We start from the raw sequence: 216 nt of genomic DNA, 5'->3' as shown, positions 1-216 counted from the left end.
AGCTGCTATCAAGTACGCTAAAGTTAAGCCAGTACGTGACGAAGACGGTGTTGCAATCGGCTTCGAAATCGAAGGCGACTATCCTAAGTTCGGTAACAACGATGCTCGCGTAGATGACATCGCTTGTGAACTAGTAGAAGTATTCATGAACAAGATCCGTTCACTGAAAACTTACCGTGACGCTGTGCCTACTCAGTCTATCCTAACTATCACTTC

General features: G+C 45.4%; 1 protein-coding gene. It reads left to right on the top strand.

Annotated elements, in window-relative coordinates:
* A partial coding sequence (locus MRS74_RS23835) for a pyruvate formate lyase family protein (RefSeq protein ID WP_306422034.1) occupies positions 1 to 216 on the top strand: 216 nt, incomplete at both ends.

The organism is Marinobacterium sedimentorum, assembly GCF_024267675.1.
In the GTDB taxonomy this organism is placed as follows: Bacteria; Pseudomonadota; Gammaproteobacteria; order Pseudomonadales; family Balneatricaceae; genus Marinobacterium_A; species Marinobacterium_A sedimentorum.
Note: the sequence above shows the minus strand (reverse complement) of the source record. Positions and strands in the feature narration are given on the sequence as shown.